Source organism: Spirosoma radiotolerans (genome assembly GCF_000974425.1).
Classification (GTDB): Bacteria; Bacteroidota; Bacteroidia; order Cytophagales; family Spirosomataceae; genus Spirosoma; species Spirosoma radiotolerans.
In genome coordinates this window covers 2,712,745-2,737,858 of record NZ_CP010429.1, presented here as the reverse complement: position 1 = coordinate 2,737,858, position 25,114 = coordinate 2,712,745, and the positions used below count along the sequence as shown (strand labels likewise).

The 25,114-nt window shown below is 50.1% G+C and carries 18 protein-coding genes; 11 read left to right on the top strand and 7 right to left on the bottom strand.

The window, feature by feature from the left end; genetic code table 11:
• The first annotated feature begins 12 nt into the window (after positions 1–12).
• The 3 genes from SD10_RS11110 (at position 13) to SD10_RS11100 (ending at position 5,641) form a co-directional block, all read left to right on the top strand.
• Positions 13–4,035: a hybrid sensor histidine kinase/response regulator transcription factor gene (locus SD10_RS11110; RefSeq protein WP_046579370.1), complete on the top strand. Its 4,023-nt coding sequence runs from the start codon at positions 13–15 to the stop codon at positions 4,033–4,035.
• Between the two features lie 249 nt (positions 4,036–4,284).
• Positions 4,285–4,674: a LytR/AlgR family response regulator transcription factor gene (locus SD10_RS11105; RefSeq protein ID WP_046573857.1), complete on the top strand. Its 390-nt coding sequence runs from the start codon at positions 4,285–4,287 to the stop codon at positions 4,672–4,674.
• A 235-nt stretch (positions 4,675–4,909) separates the two neighbouring features.
• Positions 4,910–5,641, top strand: a complete 732-nt coding sequence (locus SD10_RS11100; RefSeq protein WP_046573856.1) for an endonuclease III domain-containing protein — start codon at positions 4,910–4,912, stop codon at positions 5,639–5,641.
• A 75-nt stretch (positions 5,642–5,716) separates the two neighbouring features.
• On the opposite strand, the gene SD10_RS11095 is transcribed toward SD10_RS11100, so the two are convergent.
• The 3 genes from SD10_RS11095 to SD10_RS11085 all read right to left on the bottom strand — a co-directional run bounded on the left by SD10_RS11095 (position 5,717) and on the right by SD10_RS11085 (position 8,005).
• Positions 5,717–6,397, bottom strand: coding sequence for a hypothetical protein (locus SD10_RS11095; protein WP_046573855.1), 681 nt, complete (start codon positions 6,395–6,397; stop codon positions 5,717–5,719).
• A gap of 74 nt (positions 6,398–6,471) precedes the next feature.
• The gene (locus SD10_RS11090; RefSeq protein ID WP_046573854.1) at positions 6,472–6,966 is read right to left on the bottom strand and encodes a hypothetical protein; all 495 of its coding nucleotides are present in this window, start codon (positions 6,964–6,966) and stop codon (positions 6,472–6,474) included.
• 79 nt (positions 6,967–7,045) lie between these two features.
• Positions 7,046–8,005 (bottom strand): OmpA family protein, encoded by a 960-nt coding sequence (locus SD10_RS11085; protein ID WP_046573853.1) that lies wholly within the window; start codon positions 8,003–8,005, stop codon positions 7,046–7,048.
• A gap of 238 nt (positions 8,006–8,243) precedes the next feature.
• Here SD10_RS11085 and SD10_RS11080 point away from each other — a divergent pair, with 238 nt between their 5' ends.
• The 4 genes from SD10_RS11080 (at position 8,244) to SD10_RS11065 (ending at position 12,227) form a co-directional block, all read left to right on the top strand.
• Positions 8,244–9,269, top strand: a complete 1,026-nt coding sequence (locus SD10_RS11080; RefSeq protein WP_046573852.1) for a threonine aldolase family protein — start codon at positions 8,244–8,246, stop codon at positions 9,267–9,269.
• A 68-nt stretch (positions 9,270–9,337) separates the two neighbouring features.
• On the top strand, positions 9,338–10,936 hold the full coding sequence (locus SD10_RS11075) for a carbon-nitrogen hydrolase family protein (RefSeq protein WP_046573851.1): 1,599 nt from the start codon (positions 9,338–9,340) through the stop codon (positions 10,934–10,936).
• Between the two features lie 175 nt (positions 10,937–11,111).
• Positions 11,112–11,519: an RrF2 family transcriptional regulator gene (locus SD10_RS11070; RefSeq protein WP_046573850.1), complete on the top strand. Its 408-nt coding sequence runs from the start codon at positions 11,112–11,114 to the stop codon at positions 11,517–11,519.
• 63 nt (positions 11,520–11,582) lie between these two features.
• Positions 11,583–12,227 carry an NAD(P)-dependent oxidoreductase gene (locus SD10_RS11065; protein WP_046573849.1) on the top strand — a complete coding sequence of 215 codons (645 nt, stop codon included), beginning with the start codon at positions 11,583–11,585 and terminating at the stop codon, positions 12,225–12,227.
• A gap of 185 nt (positions 12,228–12,412) precedes the next feature.
• Here SD10_RS11065 and SD10_RS11060 read toward each other — a convergent pair whose 3' ends face one another.
• From SD10_RS11060 to SD10_RS11050, 3 genes are read right to left on the bottom strand one after another with little or no spacing between them, the layout of a single operon-like run.
• Positions 12,413–12,814, bottom strand: coding sequence for a ribosomal maturation YjgA family protein (locus SD10_RS11060; protein ID WP_046573848.1), 402 nt, complete (start codon positions 12,812–12,814; stop codon positions 12,413–12,415).
• A 20-nt stretch (positions 12,815–12,834) separates the two neighbouring features.
• Complete coding sequence (locus SD10_RS11055; protein WP_046579368.1) at positions 12,835–13,731, bottom strand: glycerophosphodiester phosphodiesterase family protein; 897 nt, start codon at positions 13,729–13,731, stop codon at positions 12,835–12,837.
• 35 nt (positions 13,732–13,766) lie between these two features.
• Positions 13,767–15,896, bottom strand: a complete 2,130-nt coding sequence (locus tag SD10_RS11050) for a M48 family metallopeptidase (RefSeq protein WP_046573847.1) — start codon at positions 15,894–15,896, stop codon at positions 13,767–13,769.
• A 222-nt stretch (positions 15,897–16,118) separates the two neighbouring features.
• On the opposite strand from SD10_RS11050, the gene SD10_RS11045 reads away from it, so the two are divergent.
• Positions 16,119–17,135 (top strand): LLM class flavin-dependent oxidoreductase, encoded by a 1,017-nt coding sequence (locus SD10_RS11045; protein ID WP_046573846.1) that lies wholly within the window; start codon positions 16,119–16,121, stop codon positions 17,133–17,135.
• Between the two features lie 222 nt (positions 17,136–17,357).
• On the opposite strand, the gene leuS is transcribed toward SD10_RS11045, so the two are convergent.
• A complete protein-coding gene (gene leuS / locus SD10_RS11040) occupies positions 17,358–20,228 on the bottom strand; it encodes a leucine--tRNA ligase (protein ID WP_046573845.1) in 2,871 nt (956 codons plus the stop codon).
• A gap of 141 nt (positions 20,229–20,369) precedes the next feature.
• Between leuS and SD10_RS11035 the strand changes: the two genes are divergently transcribed.
• The 3 genes from SD10_RS11035 (at position 20,370) to SD10_RS11025 (ending at position 25,055) form a co-directional block, all read left to right on the top strand.
• Entirely contained in the window at positions 20,370–22,193 is a 1,824-nt protein-coding gene (locus SD10_RS11035; protein WP_046573844.1) for a hypothetical protein, read from the top strand.
• A 135-nt stretch (positions 22,194–22,328) separates the two neighbouring features.
• On the top strand, positions 22,329–23,522 hold the full coding sequence (locus SD10_RS11030) for a S8 family serine peptidase (RefSeq protein ID WP_046573843.1): 1,194 nt from the start codon (positions 22,329–22,331) through the stop codon (positions 23,520–23,522).
• Between the two features lie 372 nt (positions 23,523–23,894).
• Entirely contained in the window at positions 23,895–25,055 is a 1,161-nt protein-coding gene (locus SD10_RS11025; RefSeq protein WP_046573842.1) for a DUF819 family protein, read from the top strand.
• Positions 25,056–25,114 lie beyond the last annotated feature (59 nt).

Genomic DNA, 25,114 nt, shown 5'->3' with positions numbered 1-25,114 from the left:
TTTACGTCAATTATGCTTAAGCAATGGGTAGTTCGCTGTTTTTTAGTTGGGCTACTTGGTTTGTCGGTGCTTGTCCAGGCGGCTCCTGAACCTGAATACCTTACGGTTCGAAATGGACTGCCCCAGGGATTTGTCAAATCACTTATTCAGGATCAATATGGCTTTATCTGGCTCGCCACCCGCGACGGCCTATGTCGGTACGATGGCGTTCACTTCCGCATCTATACACACAACCCTCAACAAGGCAAATCCCTTTCTTTCAGCAGTATATATGAAATAAAAGACGATACACACAACAAGCTCTGGCTGCGTACGGAAAACAATCACATTGATCGTTTCGACCCTGTTACGGAGCAAAGCCACCGAATTTCCAACACACGGGCATTTCAGGAAGCCCTGGGCCGGGACCAGTTAATTGGTATTCAGCCCGATAAGGCAGGCAATGTCTGGGTAGCCACGCTGACAAATGGTTTTTTCCGGTTAAATGGAAACGGCACCATCTCACACCGGCACTGGGCCATGCAGGGCGACACCATTCAGCGGACTCTTCATGCTATATTGACTGACCGATTCAATCAAGTTTGGCTTGCCGCTAAAGATGGGCTGTTTCGCTTTGATCCCGCATCGGGACAGTTTGCGGGTTTTCGCATTGCCCAGGGATTACCCCAAAACGAAGTGTATGGCCTCCACGAACGGGCGAATGGCGAATTGATGCTGGGCTTTCCCGGTCAGTTTGCCTTGTTTGAACCAGCCAATGGGCAAGTGAGGCAGCTTATTTCCTTACCCGGATCATCGGCAACCATACCCCTCTTTACCAAAGATTATCGGGGTATCGATTACATCAACCAAAGTCGATATACCGACAAATATGGCCTGGTTCCGTTACTGATATCCTCCGATAACGGGCTCGATGGGTCGGTCAGTAATCGGGCTTCGAAACTGGGTAAATTCTCGGCCGTTTCGCTACTGGTCGACCGCACCAACGTGCTTTGGATTGGTCTGAATGGGGATGGCGTTATTAAATATGACCTTAATAAGCGTCCTTTTCAAACCTGGCCGTATAGTCAGAACTTCCAGACTGACTGGCTGACGCAGCAGTTCAGCGTACCGCTGGATGCCATTCCACCAGTTATCAGGCAGCAATCGTCGGCCAGTATGCGGTATCAATTCGACCGCCGTAAAAACCTATGGATTACGACGCCCCAAATAGCGCCCTATCGGTACAACGCCTTTCGAAAAGCATTTGCCCCTGTGTTGCCAAAAGGTATTGAGCAACGCTGGCTTCCGAACGGCGAGTTTCGCTTAAGCGCCTTAGCAACTGGAGCCCAGGGCGAACTGTGGGGTTTATTGGGTCCACACAACCAGGCAGTTGTCCGGCACAATCCGGATCAGGAAACCTTTACCGCGTTTCCGTTACCCCTCCCTCCTAGCCATCCCTACGAAATTATGGCCATGGTGGTCGATGGTGGGCGGGTCTACTTGGCGACTAAAAATCATGGTCTGTTGCGCGCCGACCTGTCTCTCAAGCGGCTTATTCACTGGCATAGTGGTGGCAACGATGCCAGAACATTGCCCGGCGACGCCCTTCTGTGTCTGGCACAGGACCCGCTTCACTACAACTACCTCTGGATCGGTACGTTTGGGGAAGGGTTGTGTCGACTGGATAAAATGACGGGTAAAATCCAGCGGTTTACGGTTGGGCAGGTGCTTTCCAATAATGTGATTTACGCCATTCGGACGGGGAGCGATGGTCATTTATGGCTCAGCACCAATCGGGGATTATGCCGATTTGATACACGTACGTTCGAAGCCCGGAACTACATGGCCGACGATGGTTTACCCGGCGAAGAGTTCAAGCAGTTTCATGATGTTGCGCTCCCTGATGGTCGGCTCATCTTTGGTGGCACAGGCGGTTATACAGCCTTCGATCCCCGAAGAGTGAGCGAAGACCCCGTAAAGCCAAGGGTCGCTCTGACAGCCTTACGCATCAACAATCAGATAGTGACGGCTATCACACCCGGTTCACCCCTGAACCGGGATGTCAATGAAACGACAGAAATTACGCTGACTCACAAGCAAAACTTCCTGTCCATTGACTTTGCAGCCCTTGAATTTAACCAGACCCACAAGAATCAGTATCGATATAAACTGGTCGGCCTGGACAGAGACTGGGTTTACAGTGGTAATCAGTCAACGGCAACCTATACCAACCTGCCACCCAGCACGTATACGTTTGTTGTCAATGCCTCCAATACGTCGAGTGTCTGGAGTCCGTACACGCATTCGTTGCGCATCGTTATTGATCCTCCTCTTTGGGCAACCTGGTGGGCTTATCTGGCCTATGCCCTCCTCCTGATCGGTGCCATTGTTCTTTTCCTGCGCATTCGCATCAACCGCATACGCCTGAGAAGCCGCATGGAATTACGCGAGCAAGAGTCGGTTCAGTTAAAACACCTGGACGAAATAAAATCACGTTTCTTTTCAAACATTACGCACGAGTTCCGAACGCCTTTAACCCTGATTCTCACCCCTCTGGAACAGGTGCTGAATGATTCCAGCGATTCCCCTTACCACGGGCGCCTGTCCCTTATTTATCGAAATGCCAACCGGCTACTTCGCTTAATCAACGAGTTACTTGACCTGGCCAAACTAGACGCCGGAAACCTGACCATAACGCCCACGCCCGCCGATTTACCGGATTTCGTCAAACGCACCGTGGCCGTCTTTACCGACGAAGCGCAGCGCAAACACATCCAGATGCAGCAGGCGCATCACTTTAATCAGCCTTATTACTGGTTTGACCCGGATAAAATCGAAAAGATCATCACCAACCTGTTGTCAAACGCTCTGAAATTTACAGATGACCACGGGGTGATCAACGTCTCAACGTATGTAATGCCAATTGATCCAATTCTGGCTACTTCGGCGAATACGGACCTTATCCGACTAGTCGTATACAATACCGGCGCTGGCATTCCAGAACACCAGTTGCCTCACATCTTCAATCGCTTTTACCAGGCAGATCCCATGACTGAACGCTCGGTAGGCGGTTCAGGGATTGGCTTGGCACTGGTAAAAGAACTTGTCGAGATGATGCATGGTACTGTTTCGGTGGAAAGTACCCCAAGCCTGGGCACTACATTCACCGTCGAATTACCCTGCCGACAAGCGCGGGCCGAACTCGTGACAACGCCCGCAGGCACCGAAAAGCCAATCACTACCTACGAGCAGACAGCCGGTAGCCAGACCTTCAAAGTCGATAAATCACCCCAAATATTGGTAGTTGAGGATGACGATGATATCGCGGAGTTCATTGTAACGACGTTGCAGATGGAATGGACGGTGAAACGCGTTAACAACGGGCGGGCCGGTGTTGACGCGGCTATTGCAAACGGGCCGGACCTGATCATCAGCGATGTGCTCATGCCTGAACTCAATGGGTATGAGCTTTGCCGCGAGCTAAAAAGCAATCCGATTACCAGCCACATTCCCATTCTGCTGTTGACGGCCAAAGTCTCTGCCGAGAGCCGGATCGAAGGCCTGACGGCTGGAGCCGACGATTATTTACCCAAGCCTTTCCAAGTGAATGAGCTACTCGGGCGTGTTCGGAACCGCATGGCCCATCAGCAACAGGTTCGCCACTATTATCGAACCCAGTTACTGCGTGAAGGCTACCTACCCACGGCCAGTGAGGCCCCGGAAGATGACTTTATGAATCGGGTATACACCTTGCTCGAAACTCATCTGGACGATTCAACCTTTGGTGTTGAACCGCTGGCCATGGCCATTGGTATGAGCCGCATGCATCTGAACCGGAAAGTAAAAGCCATGACTGGGTTAACACCCAATGAGCTTATTCGGGCAGTTCGGTTAAAACGTGCCGCCGAACTCCTGCTGACAGGCGTTTCTGTTTCTGAAGTTGCCGACCGCGTCGGGTTTGATACACCGGCTTATTTCTCAAAAGTATTCAAAGATCATTACCTGATGACCCCATCCGAATACGTCGAACAACATCGGCAGGAGATTATGCGGTAAGCTAACAGAACAGCCTGCCGCGTATTTTTCAGTTGGCTTTATTATTATTTTCGACTATTCGATTCATTAAACAATAGAAATACAGCATTTTGGTTGCTTCCTAAATCATAAATGAAAGCTTTCAAATGTGATGTTACAAATTTCATAGTCGGTGTTACGAATGAGCAAGGGTTAGGCGTTCAGGAGCTTTAGTATTGCATCAGTTACTTTTATCCATAGTGTCTGAAGGCAATACTCTCGCTTATGTCCATGTCCACCTTTTCCTTTTCGAATCGGTCTACTCCAGTTGAGTGGCCTCCATTAAAGCTCTATTTGCGCGAAACAGGGCGGCAGTTTTTTTCCGTAACGGATCTGGTCTATCTGCAGGCTGTTGCCAATTATAGCTGGTTGAACTGGGCCGATGGTAAACGGATGCTCATGCCGCGCACCCTAAAATATTACTCTCCGCAACTACCCACCGAATTATTTATACGTCTCCACCGTAACTGTGTTGTTAACCGGCGCTTTGTGGAACGGCTTGAACGAACAGACACAGGTGGTCTGGTTCATCTGACAACAGGTGAAGTTCTGCCCGTTTCGCGTCGTCGCTGGAGCTTAGTCAGGCGGCAGTTGGCCAACAACCGCCCAAATCTGAACTAGACGGGTATTTATCCGGTTCGGCTTAATCCGTTGATTGGTAGATCGACGGGTTTGCTTGTCGATAAATAGTCGGTAAAGTCCCTATCGGCTGGTCATTTACGCACGTAGATGACCAGCCGATAGGGACTTTTAATTTCTATGGCTGGGCAAAGACGTGTAGGCCGGGGCAAAAACATTCTCGTTCATACCGGGTTGACATGGCACACGCATGATTCTAAGCCCGGTTTGTTTCTGTATGCAATTCAGTTCTTCTTTAGCCGCCAAAACGCTCGACGCCCATGAACGTTTGAATCAGGAATACGGCATACAGGCTATTAAAGGGTATTCTGACCCCATGCACGAGTTAATCGGCACTATTTTATCGCACCGCACAACGCATGCCAATGAAGTAACAGCTTATCGCACGATGCGGGAACGATTTCCGGCTTGGGAGCAGGTGCGTGACGCCCCGCTTTCCGAGTTGATCGACGCCATTAAAACAGCGAACTATCCCGAAATAAAAGCACCTTACATCCAGAATCTGCTTACCCATCTGTTTCGGGAAAGAGGAACGGCCAATATTGACTTCCTGGGTGACCTATCGACTGAAGAAGCCATGAACTGGCTGACACGCCTGCCGGGTATCGGCTTAAAAACGTCGACTATTTTGCTGCTCTTTACGTTTCATAAGCCCGTCCTTCCCGTCGATACACACGTTCACCGGGTTACCCAGCGGCTCGGACTAATTGGCCCAAAAGTGAGCGCCGAAAAAGCACACGCTATCCTGTTGGGGTATCTGCCCCAGGATGCCTTAGCCTTATTCAACTTTCACAAGCATTTTTACTGGCATGGCCAGCGCGTGTGTAGCTGGTACGACCCCAAATGCCATGCGTGCGTTTTACAACCTATGTGCGACTTTTATCAGTCGGGAAGAACGGCCATACTCAGTAGTACGCCCGTCCGGAAAAAGAAATCAACCGATGTGTGATCAATCCGTTCAGAAACAACAATGACCCGACAGATTAATCTGTCGGGTCATTGGCTTCATTTTGGTAAGAGAAGACTATCTGGCCTTACGTTCGTAAAACTCTTTTGCCTGCTCAACCCAGTTGTCGCGCTCAATACGGCCGGGAAAAAATTCGATCAGCTCATTTACTTTATCGATATCTTCATTAGTAAAATTCGCGATCTGCCGGAACGTATAGATGCCCAGACTGTGCAGCTTTCGCTCCAGGAATGGCCCGACACCCACAATATCTTTTAAATCATCGGCTTCAGTCGCTACAGCGCGACCAATCCGGTCGAAGTTTACTTCACCAGCGCGAGCGGCAATCCGGCTTAGGACGGCCGCTTCTGAATTATCAGGAACGTCGGCACTTACCGGAAGTATTGGTATGATAGTAGATGTTGTATAGGCACTGTCAACAATCGAGTGTTCATCAATTAACTCGGGGGTATCGTCGTTCGAGAAGGCGGGCAGCAGGGGATCTGCATGAACAAAGGGCGGTGGAACGTCCACTCTGGAAACATGGGGCGCAACTACCTGGGCAGAACGGCCGCCCGTTTTGGATTGGCGGCAATCTGCCAATTCAGTTTCTTTATCAATAATTGCCTTCCGCAGGGCGCTAACCCGACTAGCGCGCACCAAACGGCCCAACAGCCACCCAACAAACGCAGCAAGTGCCAGTAAGAGTACGATCTCGGTGAACGCCACCGTCTGATTTAAAGGATCTAATCCAAACATAACAGGATTTTGGTTTAAGGTCTTATTTTATTTCGCTGTAGCCAGCCAGAGAATTAGCAGAATTAACTCGCAGGTTAGTTATTTTTAGCCAATTCTGCGGCCTGACCGACCCAATTATCGCGTACAATTCGACCGGGGAAAAACTCAATGAGATCGTTGATCTGATCGATGTCATCTGCGTTAAAATTCGCGATCTGCCGAAAGGTATAAATACCGATGGCGTGTAGCTTTTTCTCCAGAAACGGCCCAATGCCCACAATGACCTTGAGGTCGTCGGCATCGGTAGGCGAGGCCAGTCCAATCCGGGTAAGATTAATTTCGCCAGCCCGCGCACGAATACGATTTAGTACGATGGTTTCTTCATCGTTCGTATCACTAACCAGAACGGCTGGTTTTCGATAACAGTCCTCCACCGCCCGTTCTGTACTGGCCAGGTCACCTTCCAGTTGACGGATGGTCTCTTGTCGGGAGACATAACCAATAATAAAACCCAACACGCCAGCCACAATCAGCATAATCATTTGCTGCAGTTGAGCATCGGGTAAGTTGAGGGGATTCATATCAAACATACAGATAATCGTTTATCGGTTAACGTTTGCCAAGGCGGCAAAGACCTGAGCGGTAACAAAAACCGGTTTAAAAAGAATTTTACTGGATCACGACCGTAACCCGACGATTGGCCTTACGGCCCGAAGGGGTACTGTTATCGGCTTTGGGCTCTGCTTCACCTTTGGCCGCAACGATGACTTGGTCAGAATCGATGCCGAGTTTATGCAATTTCATTTTCACCCGGTTGGCCCGGTCGCGGGAAAGACGCAGGTTCATCTCATCAGGACCGGTGTTGTCGGTATAGCCAGTCAGGAGGAGTTTTTTGTCTTTATGCTCGGTCAGGTATTTGGTAGCTTCCTCAAAAAACTTTTTGGTTTCGTCTGTTTTGATGTAGGTAGCTTCTCCCAATGGGAAGTACAAATCAATGGGCTTGAATACGGACGTAAACTTTTGCGACTCGGCCAATTCTTTCTCGGTTGTTGGTTCATTCATCACTATGGGAGCTGTCGTAGCCGTATCGGCAGGCGCGGGGTTCATACCCGAGAAGGCAAAATCGAGCCCACCCACCAACGAGTCGCCTTTAGCCGTAAAAGGCAGATTTCGTTCCACGCCTTTTGTTGTTAGTGATGAAGCCGGAATGCCCTGCTGCACCAGGTATTGTTTGAATCCTTCGGCACGAGCCAGCCCCAGATTCGGGAACGTGGTTGTATTGGTCTCGCCGGGCGTATAATAGCCAATAATCTGAAGCGTTCGGCCGGGATTCGCTTTCAGGTAGGCAACCATCGTTTCCAGCGATCCACCCAATGAATTCATATTGGCGTTGGCCCCTGATTTGGCGAAGCTGAAGTTACCTGGCAAATTGAGCCGAAAGAGATTGCCATCCGCAATAGTAAACCCATCCGCACCGGCGGGCGTTGTATATAATTCGGGCTCAACAGCTGTTTCTACGGGCGCGGGGTCATTTCCGCAAAGCTGCTTTATTTTACAAACGTGCCACCAAGTGGAACCGATCATCCATAAGACCAGCAGGATGATCCAGGGAGTTTTATTCGTTAACATAGGCAAAGCCAGAGATTAGTATAGACACCAGAGTTGGCGTATTGCGTTGAGACGGCAATAGGTGTAAAAGGTTGCTCAAAAATAGTGGTATGTGACTCAAAAGCAAACCAGGCAAATTTTCTCATCCCTGATTCTTAACCAACTAGCTGTTTAACTAGCATAAAGACTATAAAAATGTTTCTGCCGTAACTTTGTCTGTTCTTAACTTGCTCGTTCATACAGCCTGATCACGAAACAAATGCTTATTGACCTTCGTAGCGATACCGTTACACAACCCACGCCCGCTATGCGCGAGGCTATGTTTTCTGCTCCTCTCGGCGACGATGTGCTTGGCGATGACCCAACCGTAAATGCGCTCGAGGCTAAAGCTGCCGCTTTGTTCGGGATGGAAGCGGCCCTTTTCTGTGCATCGGGTACGATGACCAACCAACTCGCCATTCGTACACATACTCGCCCCGGCGATGATGTTATCTGCGATTATCTGTCGCACGTTTACCAGTATGAAGGGGGTGGTATTTCTGTCAATGCGCTGGCATCGGTTAGCCTGATTCACGGCCAGCGCGGCAAGATTACCCCCGAGCTGATTCGCGAGTATATATACAATCCAGCCGATGCCCACAAGCCTATCTCCCGGTTGGTGGTCCTGGAAAACACCGTGAATAAAGGCGGAGGCTGCTACTATACCGTTCCCGAAATTGCAGCCATTCGGAAAGTTTGCGATGAAAACGGGCTGATTCTGCATCTGGATGGCGCCAGGCTTTTCAACGCCTTGATTGAGACAGGTGAGCCGACGGTGGCTTATGGGCAACTTTTCGACTCGATCAGTATTTGTTTGTCGAAAGGGCTGGGCTGCCCGGTGGGGTCACTCCTGCTCGGTAAGGCCGATTTTATTCGGCAGGCCCGGCGCTTCCGGAAACTCATGGGTGGCGGCTGGCGACAGGCCGGATTTCTGGCGGCTGCCGGTATTTACGCCCTCGACCACCACATCGATCGCCTGAAACAGGACCATTCCCGAGCCCGCAAAATCGGGGCGATGCTCGAACGCTTACCCGAGGTTGAAGAAATCCTTCCCATCGACACGAATATTGTCATTTTCCGGCTTCCCGAAACCATATTAGCTGCCGACTATGTTGCTTCTTTAGAAACAAAAGGGATTCGCTGCATCACGTTTGGCAAACATTTAGTGCGGTTCGTTACGCATTTAGATTTTACCGACGAGATGGTAGCGGGGATGGAAACAATACTGAGCCCCGATTTTGCCTGATTCAATCCCTTGCTTCATCCCACCGTCCGTCAGCAGAATCATACCCATTTAGGTTCAGACAATTACTTATGCACATACAAACCAGAACCTTACAGAAAGAAGACTATCATGATCTCAAAGAGGCCATGATTGAAGTATATAGCGGAATTGGTGGCGACTATTGGGAGAGAAGTAAGATCAACAAACTACTCAATATTTTCCCCGAAGGCCAGTTTTGCGTCGAAGTCGATGGGAAAGTGGTCGCTTGTGCCCTGGCCATTCGGGTGAAATATGACCAGTTTGGCGATAACCATACCTACGAAGAAATTACGGGGGGCTATACCTTCAAAACCCACAGTGACGAAGGCGATTACATGTACGGGATTGAAGTCTTCGTGCATCCCGATTTCCGCGACTTACGGTTGGGTCGGCGGCTCTACGACGCCCGTAAGGAAGTGTGCGAAACGCTTAATTTGAAAGGTATTCTGGCAGGGGGCCGTATTCCTAACTATAACAAATACGCCCACGACCTGTCGCCCCGGGAGTACATTGCCAAAGTGAGGCAAAAGGAAATTTATGACCCAACACTGACTTTCCAGCTATCCAACGATTTCCACGTTCGGAAAGTATTGCGGGGTTATCTGCCTGGCGACACCGAATCGAAAGAGTATGCCACACTGCTGGAGTGGATCAATATCTACTACGTTGCCGAAAAAGATAAACGCCCCCATACCGACTCCATAATTCGGCTGGGCGTAATTCAATGGCAGATGCGGTTGTTCAAAAACCTCAATGCTTTTCTGGAACAGGTCGAGTTTTTCGCCAATGCCGTCAGCGATTACCGGGCGGATTTTATGGTGTTACCCGAATTTTTCAATACGCCCCTGATGGCCGACTTCAACGACCTGCCCGAGCCGGTCGCGATTCGAAAGTTAGCCGACTTTACGGAAGCCGTTCGGGAGAAGCTATGTCAATTGGCCATCTCCTACAACGTCAACATTGTGGGCGGCAGCATGCCACTCGTCGATGAAGATGGCAAACTCTATAACGTAGCCTATCTCTGCCGACGGGATGGATCCTACGAAGAGTACCGCAAAATCCATATCACGCCCAATGAAGTGCGGCACTATGGCATGGTGGGCGGCTATGAAATCCGGGCATTCGACACCGACTGCGGCAAGATTGGGATGCTGATCTGTTACGATGTGGAGTTTCCTGAACTGGGCCGTATTCTGGCCCAGCAAGGGATGCAGATTCTGTTTGTGCCCTTCCTGACGGACACCCAGAATGGCTACTCACGGGTACGCCATTGTGCGCAGGCCAGGGCCATCGAAAACGAATGTTATGTCGCCATTTCGGGCTGCGTGGGCAACCTGCCGCGTGTGCAGAACATGGATATCAACTATGCACAATCCGCCGTGTTTACGCCGTCTGACTTCCAGTTCCCTACCAATGCGGTGAAAGCTGAAGCCACGACCAACACCGAAATGGTCCTCATTGCCGACGTTGATTTGAGCTTATTGAAAGAATTACATGAACACGGTTCTGTTCAGGTCCTGAAAGACCGCCGGACGGATTTGTATGACGTTACGCTCAAGAAAGCCGCGAAGAAGGCGCTAAAACAGAAAAAAGCGTCGCCCGATAATGACCCGGAACAAGTACCGCCCGTTATTGTGGTCGCTAATTGATGTTTGTCATCCCGACAAAGGAGGGATGACAAAAAATACCTCCTCGTAGGCTGTCAATAAAGAACTTAAGCCTTGGGATATCAATAAGTCTCGTTAATTTACAAGTTTATAAAAAAGATTCCCTGCTAATGGGAATCTTTTTTATAGCAAAACTGTAACATTTAATATTACACTAATGAACGGACGATTCGCCATATCGATGCATATCCTAACACTGTTAGCCAAGGCCAACGGCGAATGGGTGACGTCTGATTTGATTGCGGGCAGTATCAATATCAACCCGGTTCTTGTCCGCAAAGAACTAAGCAATCTCCGCAACAACGGGCTGGTAATCAGTCGGGAAGGTAAGAATGGAGGAAGTATGCTGGCTAAATCGCCACTGCAGATTCGCGTGTCCGACGTTTTTCTCTCAACGCGACAAGGTGCTTTTTTGGGTATGGCTCGGAACAGCCCAAACCCTAATTGCCCCGTTGGCAAACAGATCAACCAGCACCTGGACGCCCTATATATTGAAGCGGAAGAAGCACTTATCCAGAAATTAGGGGATACCACGCTCGACGAATTTACCCGTCGATTTGATTAATTTTTTACCCAAAACTGTAATATTTTTCATTACACTCTATTTTCACGTTAACCAATTACACGTATGAAACTGGCTATTATTGGTGCCTCTGGCTTTGTTGGATCAGCCCTTGTCGAAGAATCCCTCAATCGTGGCCATGTCGTGACAGCGATCGTCCGCCATCCCGAGAAAATAACCGTAACACACCCAAACTTAACGGTCAGGCAGGGTGATGTTCAGGATGCTAACACAGTTGCCCAACTGGTGGCGGGTCATGATGCGGTGCTAAGCGCCTACAATGCTGGCTGGACTAACCCAAACCTGTACGATGATTTCCTGAACGGATCGGAGACGATTGAGAAAGGAACCGAAGCTTCGGGTGTCAAACGGCTGCTGGTTGTGGGTGGCGCCGGTAGTCTGGAAGTTGCGCCGGGCGTTCAGTTGGTCGACACACCTGAGTTTCCGGCAGCCTATAAACCCGGTGCTACAGCGGCCCGTGACTACCTCAATATCCTTCGTAAAAACACAAGCCTGGACTGGACTTTCCTAAGCCCCGCTATCAATCTGGCTCCTGGCGAGCGAACAGGTAAATTCCGCCTGGGTACTGACCAGCTTGTTTTCAACGAAAAAGGGGAATCGACAATTTCGGTTACAGACCTGGCCGTGGCCGTATTGGATGAGATTGAGAAACCGCAGTTTATTCAGAAGCGGTTTACGCTGGGCTACTAAGTCAGGGACTTGACAATGGCCTATTCAGAATAAACTTTATCCTGAATAGCCTTAACTAATTCGATTTGACTGCCTAAGATTAGATTTACCACAGAGGCACAAAGAACACGAAGGGTAATAACTAGAATTCAGTTAATTTATAACCCTGCGTTCTTTGAGCCTCTGTAGTTAATAAAGTGGCGCGATTACTTCGTTTTCAACCGAATTGAAATTAGTCGTATTTCCAGCAAGACGCCAACGGCAATACCGATGCTGTAAGAAAGTAAATCGCTCCACAAGAAGCTGAAGCCCAAGACCAACCCGCCCAGACGCGTAGATCGCAGACGATCAATCCAGGGCGTATGATATAGCTGACTCAGTTCGATTCCAAACGAGAATAACAAGGCCGCTATAGCCACCGAACGAACCGACCAGCGATTGAAAACAAGCGAGAAACCAAAGAAGACCATCAACGCCCACAGCCCATCGCCAACGTAAGTCCGGACAAACGGGAATTCACCAAAATAATGCCTCGACGCCAGCCCAAGCAGTATTACCACAAGCGTCAGGAAACTATACAGGATTCGATTTCGCTCAATGGGTTGCATGCCTTACTGGCCTGTCAGCCTTATTTGTACAACACCTTTGCAATTTCAAATGGCCGGTCTGTCGACATGATGTCGGCACCGTTTTGGGCAAACGTTTTATAAACCTGATCGCCTTTCGCAGCTGCCTGTTTATCCAGGTTACCCAGGGTACCTAAGATACAGGCGATGCCCTTTTCGTGCAGAAATTTATACAACTCGGCATCAGGCTCTTTAACGCCAACAAAGGCAACCATCCGGTTGTCGGGAACGCCAAGTTCGCGCAGGCGGTCGTATTCAGCCCGGTTCCGAATGGTGACTGATATCATCAGGTTCGGATCAAGCTTGTTGAGTTTAGCCGCATCCTGAGCATTATAGGTAATGACGGCCACATAATCCCCGGCGCCCGTTTTGTGAATCATGTCGACCACTTTAGCGAACGACACATTGCGCTTCACATCAAGCGTAAACGTTACTTTGTTTTTACCCCAGCGCAACACCTCTTCAAGTGTCGGTATCTTATAAGGCGTCGCGTTACCCATATTATCTTCCAGCCGGAACTGTCCAAGTTCGGCGTAGTTCCGCTCAATTAGCTTTCCGGTGCCGGTCGTGGTCCGGTCGAGGCTGGCATCATGCATCATGACCATTACGCTATCTTTAGTCAGGTCAATGTCACACTCAATAATAACTGGCAGATGTTTAGCCAGATAGGCAAACGACTCAATGCAGTTTTCGGGATACCCTTTCAGATCGCCCCCGCCCCGGTGCGCGGATATTTTGGCAGTTTGATTGGGCTGGTACCGAAAAAACTCGTAGCCTTTGCCAGCAGGTACTTTTGTATACGTATTAGGGGTGCAGGCCGATACGACAAGAGCCACTGCCGATACGATGCCCCACCCTTGTAATTGACGGAAAAATTGCACTGAACTGATATGCTTCATTAAATAGAGAGAAAAAAACCAGACACTTTCCAGCGCTATAATAAGGTAGCCTGCCAACGAATAAGTTCATCTAAAACGGCAATTTGAGCCTGCCCGGCCAGATTAGGCATTGGTTCGAGTTGCTGGTACAGCGCAACCATATCTTCCCAGTTGAATGACTCGCTCTTTATTTCTCTGAGTGTATCGGGGCATAAATGGGCCGCATACCCACGTTCGAACGTCAGGGTTCCCACCTGCGAGGGAATGTCTATCGTCTGGCTGTTTCGGTAGGCCTGCTGCATTTTGTCGTTAAATTCGTCAATCTGCCTACCCATACCCCGTTTTTTGGTACCTCCATCCTTAAGGGCATCGTGGGTGTTTTTCAGCAACTCGCTGTACACCAGCAACAGTTGACCGTATGTTTCCCGGTCCTCATTCAGACGGAAGTACAGTTCATATCGCCGGATGAGTTCGTCGGCGAGTCCCTGCTGGAGGGCTTTTCGGTAAACCAATCGAAAGGCATCTTCTTCGGTCTTCTGGAAATGAGCCTGCAAAGCTTCCATTTCGGGTCTGATGATTGCCAGCACCTGATCTACCTCCCGGCGGTCGTACTTTTTCCCGTCGAAATCAAACGTGCGGGTCTGTATCTGCTTTGATTTGATCTGCTCCAGTACATTCTGTTCTTCGTAAATTGTAGCCAGTTTTTTTCTCAACCGCAAATTTTCATCCGAGAAGAGCGTTTTCTGGGTGAACACCTCTGTGTGGTCCTGCGCAACCTCTTTTGGATCGAAGTGAAACAATAACCGACTGTCGTAGAATCCATTGTATAGTTCGGGCAGTTGATCCCGCTTGATCTGATCCGCTACATGGGTTGCATAATCGGTGGCGGTCAGGCGCTGTTTGTTGGTCGGGTTTTCCAGCTCGACGCCCGCATAGAGCCGGGCGGTCAGTTCCTTCTGCCAATAGTCGGGCTTGTTGAAGAGCAGCCAGGGCGAAGTGGTATCGGGGTTACAGGGGGCGGGAACAGTTCGTATATTTTCTTCCCGTTCGGCCTGCCCCGGATGCGATGACCACTGATCCTGGTAATTCACCCGGCTGGCCGACATCATCTTACGGGTTAGTTCGTCGGTGAGTACGGGCAACCCATGTATGAGTTCAATTTTGTTTTCTGCAGCCAGCATCTGTATCGTCCGGCTGTGCAGCGGGTAAATGTTTTCGGCTATTTTCGACTCCCCAATCAATTCATTCAGGTTTCCGAGCATCTGCTGATAGGCCGCATTACCAAGTTCGATTCGGCGAAGTGCCGTAACGACCGGCTCCGCGCCTGTTGCACTGACCGCAACCAGATCGGCCTGGTACTCCATCTCCCGCGAGAGACCCATATAGCGCAGATTCAGCCATTCGTATGCCTTAGCAAGAACCCTTCGAACGAGGTTAACCAACAGCTGAGTAAGCCCGGCAAAAATACTCCATACCCCACCCGAATTGGCCCACTTCTCAAGCAGGGCATCCCAGCGGTCGCGGTCGTACACCAGGTTGTAGATCACCCGGTTTACTATGTAAACGTAGCTGCCAAGCTTCATCGAACGCTGCGAAAAATGCCCGAATTCGTGTGCCATCACTGCTTTGAACTCGGTCATGTTCAATGAATTGACTAGCCCAAGGCCAATTTCAAGGTTCTTTTTTACAGGTATAAACAAACTCCAGAAGCTGGAATTATAGAACACACAGGCGTTGACATCGGGCGACAGGAAAATCCGGTGTGGTTTTGGCGCATGTACATCGTCGGCCAGTTTATGGATAAACGCTACCAGATTCGGGTGATCGCTGGTGGTAATTTCCACGCGTTGCGTATTTTGATTTTTATAGACCGCAAACAGGAATTTGACCAGAAAGAGCAGAAACATGAGCCCGAGTGTCAGCAAGCCCAGGCCAATGATCAGGGTGAATTTGTTGATGGAAAGGCTTACCAGCATGATGGTACTCAGTACACATACATAGCCGAGGGCAACACCAAACCCAACCAGCAACAGATAGAGCATGATAAAGCCCAGTATCCCGAAAAGCGTCCGCCGGACTTGCTGCCGAAAAGCGGGCGATGGGTCCAGAAACGTAGTGTCGTCAAGGATGGGAGCAGGTGGGTACAAGATCAACAACGGATGATCAGCCGGGGCGGTGGGTTGCATAGGTTTGTTTTTAGTAGTGTGGTGATTCAGTTTGCAATTACTGCTTTCGTTACCAACTTCCCAAAAACAGGCGCGCTCATTTTATGAAGGCGATTTGTCTCCCTTCCTGTCAATTTGAACCGGGTTGGGGAAATGAAAATTGTCTGTTTTCGGTTACCACTACTAGTTGCAAGCTATGTATAACGGTTACGATTTAAATAACCTGTAAAAGAGCCATAACGTATGATTCCCTTTTCAGTTCTTGATTTATCGCCCATTGTGGAAGGCAATACGGCCTCCCAGGCGCTTCGAAATACATTAAATCTTGCCCAGCATGCCGAAAAACTGGGTTACAATCGCTACTGGCTGGCCGAGCATCACAATATGCCAGGCATTGCCAGTGCGGCAACGTCGGTCGTTATTGGCTACGTGGCCGGGGGTACCAGCACTATTCGGGTGGGGTCTGGCGGTATCATGCTACCTAACCACTCGCCCCTGCTCATTGCCGAACAGTTTGGCACGCTGGAATCGCTCTATCCTGGCCGCATCGACCTGGGCCTGGGCCGGGCGCCTGGTTCAGATCAGGCTACCTCGCGCGCCTTGCGTCGGGATATGACTGGCCCGGATACGTTTCCGCAGGATGTGGTTGAACTACAGCACTATTTTCAGCCCGACGATGCCAATCAGTTTATTCAGGCCATTCCGGGTAACGGGCTAGATATACCGATCTGGATATTGGGCTCCAGCCTGTTTGGTGCGCAGTTAGCGGCTATGCTTGGCCTACCTTATGCGTTTGCCTCGCACTTTGCCCCGACCGAATTACTGCGGGCGTTGCAGGTTTACCGGACGCAGTTTCGACCTTCCGAACACCTGAAGGCCCCCTATGCCATGGTAGCGGCCAATGTCATTGCGGCCGACACTGATCAGGAAGCCCAGCGATTGTTCACCTCTGTGCAACAGCAGTTTCTTTACATTCGTCGGGGCAAAGCCCGCCAGATGCAGCCACCTGTCGATAATCTGGAGGCCATGTGGCCCGATTATGAACTGGCGGGCATCGACTCTGTTTTCCGTTGTTCCGCGGTAGGGTCACCCGAGACAATACAGCGCGGATTAGCCAGTATCATTACCCAAACCAAAGCCGATGAGTTGATTATTTCGGCGCCTATTTTCGATCATGAAGCCCGTAAGCATTCGCTCACGCTCACCGCACAAGTACGTGAAGCCTTAGCGGCCCAGCAATCGGAGCCCGCTCTGGTTTAAGTTTTCATGTTTGTTACGCTAGAACAGAATGGGGCGACTTTTTTGAAAAGTCGCCCCATTCTGTTCTAAGTTTTTAATATGTGCCGTGGAGTCGGATCCTTGAATCCGACTTGAGAGGTTTCTTAAAACCTCGTTAAGTTCTATAAACGAGGTTTTAAGAAACCTCTCAAATCAGTTTTAAGAAACTGACTTCACTCTAAATCTACAGTTTCCAATCAATTTTCAAAGCACTACATTCACTATCCGTTTAGGCACCACGACTACTTTCTTAGGGGTTTTACCTTCCATCCATTTCTGGACAATTTCGTCGGCCAGTACCTCCCGCTCGATTTCGTTGGGCGCGCGGTCGATGGCAAAGCTGATGGTGGTACGCACTTTCCCGTTGATTTGAATGGGATAATCGAAGGCGTCCTCGATCAGATAATTCGGATTGAATACAGGAAATGCAGCCTGCGACAGTGTACCAGCATCATTTCCCAACGCAGCCCAGAGTTCTTCAGTGATGTGGGGCGCGTAAGGCGACAGCAACAAGACCAAGTCCTGCAAAACGGCCCGCTTGTGGCAGTTCAACGAAGCCAGTTCATTGACGCAGATCATGAATGAACTCACCGACGTATTGAACGAGTACAGCTCAATGTCTTCCTCTGTCTTTTTGATCGTTTTGTGTAAGACTTTCAGTTCGGCAGGCGTTGGCTGCTCGTCGGTTACAATCCACTGATTGGCGCCTTCCGGACTGTCTTTGTAAAACAACCGCCAGAATTTGCGAATAAACCGATACACGCCGTCGATACCGTTGGTGTTCCAGGGCTTGGCCTGCTCCAACGGTCCAAGAAACATTTCGTACAAACGAAGTACATCGGCACCGTATTTCTCCACGATCATGTCAGGATTCACGACGTTGAACTTCGATTTTGACATTTTTTCGACCTCAGCACCAACAATATACCGCCCATCTGGCTCGGTTATAAATTCGGCATTTTCGGTCAAATCCGGGCGAGATTTTTTGAACGCTTCGACATCGAGTACGTCATTTTCGACAATGTTGACATCAACGTGAAGCGGAGTTATTTCCCGGCCATTTATCTGATTCAATGATAAAAAAGTAGCAGGTGCTCCTTCTCTTCCTGTGCCCGCTACGCGATACACAAAATTGCTTCGGCCCTGAATCATGCCCTGGTTAATGAGCTTTTTGAACGGCTCTTCCTGCGGCACATAGCCCCGGTCTTTCAGGAATTTATTCCAAAAACGGCTGTAGAGCAAGTGACCGGTGGCATGTTCGGTACCACCGATGTAAAGGTCCACGTTCTGCCAGTAGTCGATGGCTTCTTTGGACGCGAACTCGTTGGGATTCTGCGGGTCCATGTACCGGTACCAATACCAGGATGACCCCGCCCAGCCGGGCATGGTGCTCAACTCATACTCATATTCTCCTTTATATTTCCAGCCTTCCGCCCGGCCCAGGGGTGGCTCACCGGTTTCGGTGGGGAGGTATTTATCAACGGCAGGTAGCTCCAGCGGCAAGTCACTTTCGTCAATTAAGTAAGGCAGGCGGCCAGATGTACCTTCTTTAAAATAGACAGGAACGGGCTCGCCCCAATACCGCTGACGGCTAAATACGGCGTCGCGCATCCGGAAATTGACTTTCCCACGACCTAACCCGCGTTCTTCCAACCAGGCAATCAGCGTGGCGGTCGCTTCTTTGTAGGTCATCCCATTGACCATACCCGAGTTGATGTACTGGCCTTCCTTGGTATTATCCGCCTGCTTGTCAACGTCTTTCTGGCCATCCAGAATCGGCACGATTGGCAGGTCGAAATGCTTGGCGAAGTTCCAGTCACGCTGATCGCCCGATGGCACAGCCATTACGGCCCCTGTTCCATAACCCGCCAGCACATAATCGGCCAGGAAAATGGGGACTTTCTCTTCGTTGAACGGGTTGATGCAGTAACTCCCCGTAAACACGCCCGACACGGCTTTCGTATCGGCCATCCGGTCACGCTCAGAGCGCAGTTTAGCCGCATTGATGTATGCGTCGACAGCCTCCTTTTGCTCGGGCGTTGTCAGGGCAGCGACAAGCTCGTGCTCGGGGGCCAGCACCATAAACGTAACCCCATAAATCGTGTCGACGCGGGTGGTGAAGACTTCGATGTAGTTTGTCGTTTGTGGTTCGTGTTTTACCGTAGCCAACGATTCTTTTGTAAACTGTGAACCGAAAACCGGAAACCGTACACTGGCCCCTACACTTTTTCCGATCCAGTTCCGCTGTTGTTCTTTCAGCGACTCGGTCCAGTCAATGGTTTCCAGGCCCGTCAGCAGGCGGTCGGCATAGGCGGTGATGCGCATCATCCACTGGCGCATCAGCTTTTGCTCAACGGGATAGCCCCCCCGCTCCGAAACGCCATCTTTAACTTCGTCATTCGCCAGCACGGTTCCCAATGCCGGGCACCAGTTCACCACGGCATCGGCAAGATAGGTTAGGCGATACTGGAGCGAGATCGCATATTGCTCCGTTTCCGACAGGGCGTTCCACTCCTCGGCGGTAAAGGAGGCTACATTATCATCACAAACAGCCTGAACGCCCTGGGTGCCATTGGCCGCAAATTTGGCCAGCAGCGTGTCAATCGGTTCGGCTTTATCGGTTTCTTTGTTGTACCACGAGCGAAACAACTCCATGAAAATCCACTGCGTCCACTTGTAATAAGCCGGATCGGACGTACGGACTTCGCGGCTCCAGTCGTAGCTGAAGCCAATATTTTTCAACTGTTCAATGTACCGGGTCAGGTTCGCTTCGGTCGTGACGGCCGGGTGCTGCCCCGTTTGAATCGCATACTGTTCGGCGGGCAGTCCAAACGAGTCGAAGCCCATCGGGTGCAGCACGTTATATCCTTTCAGCCGTTTGTAACGCGAAACGATATCCGAAGCGATATATCCCAACGGGTGGCCAACGTGCAACCCCGCCCCCGACGGGTAGGGAAACATATCGAGGACGTAGTACTTGGGGCGTTCAGTCGTTTCGGCGGGTTTGTAGGTGTGGTTCTCGTCCCAAAACCGTTGCCATTTCTGTTCGGTTTCGCGGTGGTTGTAGTCAGCCATAATAGTAGCGCGACTGAAAAGTCGCCTGATTCTCTCAAATAAATTGCGGTATGTCAACCGCAGTACGCATTTCTTTGCAAAAATAGCCGTTTACTGAGACTTTTGCCTAACGATCCCATCGTTGACTGCACAAACACCCAAATGAATCAAGTCCGCCCGCCCGCTTCCATACATTTTCCAATCAGAACCGGTGTCTCATTTGGCAGATCGTATTGGCTATGGGCCCTCATTTTGGGCCTTCTCACGGCTTACCTGACCAGTTTGGTTGTTGGCGACTTCACGCATCCGCTATCCGATGGCAACGATACGGATCAATACGAATACGTCGGGTATTTTTTCAACAAAAACGTTTCGCTCTGGCCTTTTCCGCACCTATCGCTTGTTAATACGCAGACATTCTATCCGTACGGAACGAACCAGGTTTTCCTGGATTGGGGATTCGAGCGCGACTACTGGTACGCATCTTGCCGCCGACTATTCGACGGATCGGGACCTTACCTTCAGTATTATTATGTGTATAGCCTGGTTGTCACCTCCGTCGGCACCTTCCTCCTGCTGGTTTCCCGATTTGGTGTCCCGAAGTCGTTCATTGCCGGGTTAGTCGTATCGGTATTCAACTTTTACGCGCTCTGGAAATACCCCGTCCACATGAACGTTTGTGTGGCGCATTGGACTGTTTTGTGCATGGTAGCCACGTACCGGCTTTTAGTGAATACCTATGCCCGACGCCCTGTTTCTCTCTCCTATGTGCTGTTTTGGGTAGCGCTGCATGTGCTGGTACTGGGACAGGAACTGGCTTACGTGGCTGGGTTTGCCCTTACATTCACTACGCTTGTCATGCCTGTCATTTTAGTGACGCTGTACCGCCAGTATCCAATTGCTGGCCAGTGGCCGTTGCAAATTCGCCGATATTTGGAACATGAATTCGATCAGCAACGAGGCCAGATTATCGGGGTACTGGCGCTGATTATGCTCAGTCTATGGCTTTATCTTCCGCTGACGCTCCAGATTGCCTTTACGGCCTGGCAATTTGATTTTGGTATCGTCCCCGAATTGCGAGCCTGGTCACATCCGGCGCGCTTACTCCTTCCGCACTTGCCCGGCATCGACAGTATTTCAATTCCTTACCAACGATGGCTTCACGATACATTTGAAAGTTACGGGCAAGGTAGCCCAGGCCTTTATGTAACGATATTGGCGGGCGTAGGCTGGTGGCAAATCCGGCACAAAGTGGCCCTATGGCTTCCCATCGTGGGTATGCTGATTCTTTGCCTGGTGTATCATCCGGTTCTGGTACCGACATTAAAACTATTTCCCTGGTTTAGTTTTAATCGACATGGGGGGCGGGCCAGTCTGATTTATCCCGTCTTATTAACCCTGCTGGCGCTACCCGTTCGGTGGCCAAATCGACTGGCCAGTCAGGTATGTTGCGCGCTGCTGGTTATCCTGATGGGAATGGAATGGTATACGGGTTATTCCAGACGGTTAGCAGTACCCGTCAATGTGGCGTCGGCGAGTATACTACATTACTGTGCCGTGGTGAAGCAGCAACCCGGCGACGCTGTACTCGACTGGCCTTTCTGTACGATTGGTGCCAACGGCGTAGGCGAAAAAGAAGGACTCTGCCCCTATTATACAGCACAGAATGCCGTATTTACCTTCCGGCGCTTTTACGATAAGAGCGTCGTAGGACAGTATTTTGGACGACTGCACCCCGATCAGGTCAAGCCTTTCCTGCGCGATGGCTGGCCCCGAATGCTCACTCCCGACCGGGCATTTACCGCTCAGGATTGGCAGTTTCTGGATTCGTTTCTGCGAAAAAACAACTTCGCCGGCATTAACTTGTACCTTGACTTACTATCTCCTCAGCAACGAGCCCAATTCTACCAACATTACGGAACCCCAATAGCCGAGACCAGATTTCCGGCGGCTGGCCGCGTTGTTTTCATCGCACTGAAACGGTAAAAAAATCGTTATTAATCTGTCTCCGCAACAGATAAATCACTTCCTGCGTATACGCAATAGAAACAGCCCCAGAACGAAGCATGGCGTAATTTTTTACGATTGATACTTTCCCTACTATCTATTTCGTACGTACCCATGCGACGTTTTTTTTCGTTTGCGACGTTTACCAACGTCGCCCTGATTGGTATTGGCCTGTTTGGCTGCAAAACCGACAGTAGTGTCGAACCAACCAGTATTGCTGCCGATTGTCTGGTCAAAGCATCATCTACCAATGGGACGGCCATTGCGGGTGAGTATATCATCACGTATCGACCCGCCCTGGCACTTCCTTCGGCTCCGGGTGCGCGCATGGCGGCCACGGAAGCCCTGGCCGAGCAACTACTCACCACAAACCATGTTGCGAATGCACAGGCAGCCGTTTTGTCGGTCGGTGAGCAAACCAGCTTTCTGGCTCATTTGACGGAAAGTGAATCCCAAACATTGCACCAGGATCCATCCGTCGTTCTTATCGAGCCAGACCGCATTATGTCCATGTGTAACTGCGTCGATGTAGCCACGACCACAACCCTCACCTGGAACGTCAAACAAACGGGTTATGGACGGGGCGATTTACAAACCGGTAAAACGGCCTGGATCATTGACACCGGCATTGACCTCGATCACCCCGACCTGAATGTTGACGTTAATCGTAGCCGGTCGTTCGTGAGTGGCCAAACTTCGGCCGATGATCTGAATGGCCACGGAACCCACGTAGCGGGTGTTATTGGGGCGAAGAATAACGGGTTTGGTATAACCGGCATTGCCTCGGGTGCAACCCTGGTTGCGCTTAGGGTGCTGGACGATGAGGGCGAAGGCCGATTGTCGGGGATTATTCAGGCGGTAAACTACGTAGCGCAGAATGGCAAATCGGGCGATGTGGTCAATTTAAGCCTGGGTGGCGAAGGCACATCGGCAACACTCGACCGAGCCATCACCCAAGCTGCCAATGCAGGTATACTGTTTGCTATTGCGGCCGGCAATGACGGTAAAAACAGCGATAACTACTCACCAGCCCGCGTCAACCACGCCAATGTGTTTACTGTATCGGCTATGAACAGCCAAAACACATTCGCGTCCTTTTCAAATTTTGGCAGTAGTGTCGATGTGTGCGCCTACGGTGTCCGAATCACCTCCACCTATAAGGATGGCACATATGCTACCCTTAGTGGCACATCGATGGCGGCTCCTCACGTGGCCGGGTTGTTGTTCATTCGAGGCAGTAAATTCCCAACGCACGGAACCGTAGCAGGCGACAAAGATGGAACGCCCGATCCGATGGCGGGTGAATAAAGTGCATATTTTCAGGTTACTAACTACCAACACGAGCTGATATGGCGGTAATAATCAGCCTGTTTAATGTTTACCCTTAAACCCAAACCTAGTTTTTGTCATTCAGACCTTAGGAGAATCTTGGAGTTGCCTAATGGGAGAATTCAAGATTCCTTCTAAAGTCTGAATGACAAAAAATCTATTTTTTTATAAAGAAGAAAGTTAAGATAAGACAACCAATATATAATTCCAAAAAAATCTACTAACTCAAACCATTATTTTAAAATCTACAACATTAACCTTATATTATTTCAAAAATTAAGCGTCTTACATTGAGTTTAATTATAATTCTGGCCATTTTTACCGATACTTCATCTAATTGATCTCCTACCTGTGTCGGACTCTATTTACATTCTCTTCATTCTTTGTCTTAATGTTGTTGTTTGTGAGTGGTTAACCAGGAAGCCTGGATTCCGTCATATTGGCACAGCTCTTTTGGTTATTATCCTAACCGCTATCGAAGCAAACCTACACCTCATTCCCACAACCGAAACACCCGTTTATGAAACCATTTTTAGCTACCTCGCTCCTTTTTCCCTATTTCTTCTGTTGCTAAGTGTCAACCTGAAAGATTTACGCAAGGCGGGTCTGCCCATGCTGACCATGTTTCTGCTGGGGTCAACTGGGACAATAATTGGGGTATTCGCGAGTGTCTGGCTTTTTTCGGCACCCAAAACAGTTGGCAATCTATATTACGCGCTAGCCGGTATGTTTACCGGAACGTATATTGGTGGGGGTATTAATTTTCACGCTGTTGCGCTGCACTATGGCGTATCAAAAGCGGGAAATCTGTTCGTTGCCGCTACCGCTGCGGATAACATCATGACCGCGCTCTGGATGGTGGCCACCCTGGCCTTGCCCCGGCTTCTCCAACGGTATTTCCCAAGACCAAAAGTAAACATGCCATCAGCGCTCGCATTAACAACACAAACGGACGCTGTTGATACTGACCCGTTTGCAGATGCTGAGACGGTAAACCCAAATGATTTGGCCTTACTGCTTACCCTGGGCTTTGGCTCCATTTTTCTCTCAAAACAACTGGCTACGTTGGTGCCAGCCGTTCCTTTCGTGCTTATCCTGACGACTATTGCTCTGGCACTGGCTCAATTCAGAGTCGTAAATAAGCTACGCGGGAGCCGATTATTGGGGCTGTTCGGCATCTATGTTTTTCTAGCGGTTATCGGCGCTTACTGCGACATCGCGACTCTGCTCCACGACGGTCGACTGGCCATTATTCTCTTCGGCATGATTTTGACCCTGGTCTTCATCCACGCCCTGATTGTTTTTGGCATCGGGGCACTCGCCAAACAGGATTGGGATTTATTGGGCATCGCATCGCAGGCAAATATTGGCGGAGCCACGTCTGCGCTGGCCCTTGCCAAGAGCCTCAACCGCCCGGATTTGCAACTACCTGCCGTACTGGTCGGCACGCTTGGTAACGCAATGGGTACATACTTGGGTATTCTACTAGCGGAAATCCTGCGGGGAATGTAAGCTCTTTGGTCTCGTATTTGCATCTATCCGCTTGATTTCCGTACCTTTGTCGCACGATC